Here is a 1,470-nt window from a genome sequence, read left to right on the forward strand (position 1 = left end):
CTCAAATGTTTGAACTGGCGAACTCCAATTGAGATCTTTTTGCTTAATCTGCGTCATTAAATTTGTTCAAGTTATTTATTGCAATCTACCATTTAAATTTAAAGAGTATAATAGCACTGTTAGCGGGAATTAGCTCAGCTTGGTAGAGCGCTTCGTTCGGGACGAAGAGGTCGCAAGTTCGAATCTTGTATTCCCGATTATCAGCAAGTTAATTTTTTAGATTAAACGTATTTGTCTTAGGACTATAGTCTGAAGATGATACGTTTTTTTATTACATGGGATTCTTTACAGGATCAGGACGTTAAGTGGCTGCTGATGACAATTAATAAGTTATAATTATTAATAAGAGAAAGTTAATTAGTGGAGGAAGGTGAAATACATGATTAAGAAGAAACATGGGGAAAGTAAAAAGATAAAAGGATGGCTTATTGGAGGTATTTTATTGTTGTTTCTTGGTGGTGGGTTAGGCTGGAAATGGTACAGTCAGCAAAAGAGCTCTGCACCACAGATTGAAAAAATTACTATAAAAAAGGCTAAGCGGAAAAAACAAAGCTCAGCTAAAAAGAAAAGTTCATCTGAAAGTAAAAAAGAAATTATAGCGTTGACCTATAACGGAATTTCACCAGCACAGACGGCTATGGCTATTGCTTACTATGGCGAAAGTTACAGCGGACAAGATACGTGGCAGAATCTATTTAGCAATGATGGAAATCTAAATCTAACACAAAGAGAGTATGCTGACCATCTTAGTGTTCCAGGGAGAGGACGAAGTTGGCTTCTTCAGCCAGCTGGAGCAACTAACAAGGTAGTTGCTGCTTATACTGTTGGCGCTGATGGCAACGTGGCATTTTATAGTATCGATCCGCAATCGCAGCAGGAATATAGCCCATTTATGCAGGTCAACTTACGTAAAATTATTATGACAGTTAATAAACATGAAAAATCCCAGGCAGTTATTGACAAAGCACAAAATTTAGCAATAAAAACGGTTACTAAACAGACTACTACAACGGACAAGGCGTACTCAAATGAAGAATACGAATTGATGGCTTACATGCAATTAGTAATTGATAATGGGGATGGGGCTGAAAAAATTGCTGATGATGTGCAGAAATTGGAACAGGCAGTAGATTATATGCATTGGCAAAAGCAGGATGGAGGACACAGTATTGATGCTGGGGCTCATGCTACAACTATGCGGGTCCAAGGTGATCAAGTGTATGTGACCTATGACACGCTTGAAGGTGATCATATGGGAATAGCTAATGGGCATAAAACTTATTCGAAAGCAGAACTGGTACGTAATTTTGGTGAGTATTCGCAACAGATAAAGAATATTTTAAGTAAGATACACCGAGTAGATAACTAAATTTAGACGCTGATTGTAAAATCAAATTGAACACTGTTCCGATCTAGTAAGTGAAAATCGTTTTTACTGGATCAGAGCACAAAAAATCCATTTCAACCTTC

The 1,470-nt window shown here is 37.4% G+C and carries 1 protein-coding gene and 1 tRNA gene; both read left to right on the forward strand.

Annotation, left to right across the window (positions count from 1 at the left end; all coding sequences use genetic code 11):
- The first annotated feature begins 123 nt into the window (after nt 1–123).
- Nucleotides 124–197 (forward strand) — tRNA-Pro (locus G541_RS0108200).
- 182 nt (nt 198–379) lie between these two features.
- Complete coding sequence (locus tag G541_RS10045; protein WP_051174626.1) at nt 380–1,369, forward strand: hypothetical protein; 990 nt, start codon at nt 380–382, stop codon at nt 1,367–1,369.
- Nucleotides 1,370–1,470 lie beyond the last annotated feature (101 nt).

The organism is Ligilactobacillus saerimneri DSM 16049 (assembly GCF_000423265.1).
Taxonomy (GTDB): domain Bacteria; phylum Bacillota; class Bacilli; order Lactobacillales; family Lactobacillaceae; genus Ligilactobacillus; species Ligilactobacillus saerimneri.

What these genes read in the sequence shown, in the direction of transcription:
- G541_RS10045 (WP_051174626.1), top strand. Translation starts at nt 380, where the DNA reads ATGATTAAGAAGAAACATGGGGAAAGTAAAAAGATAAAAGGATGGCTT.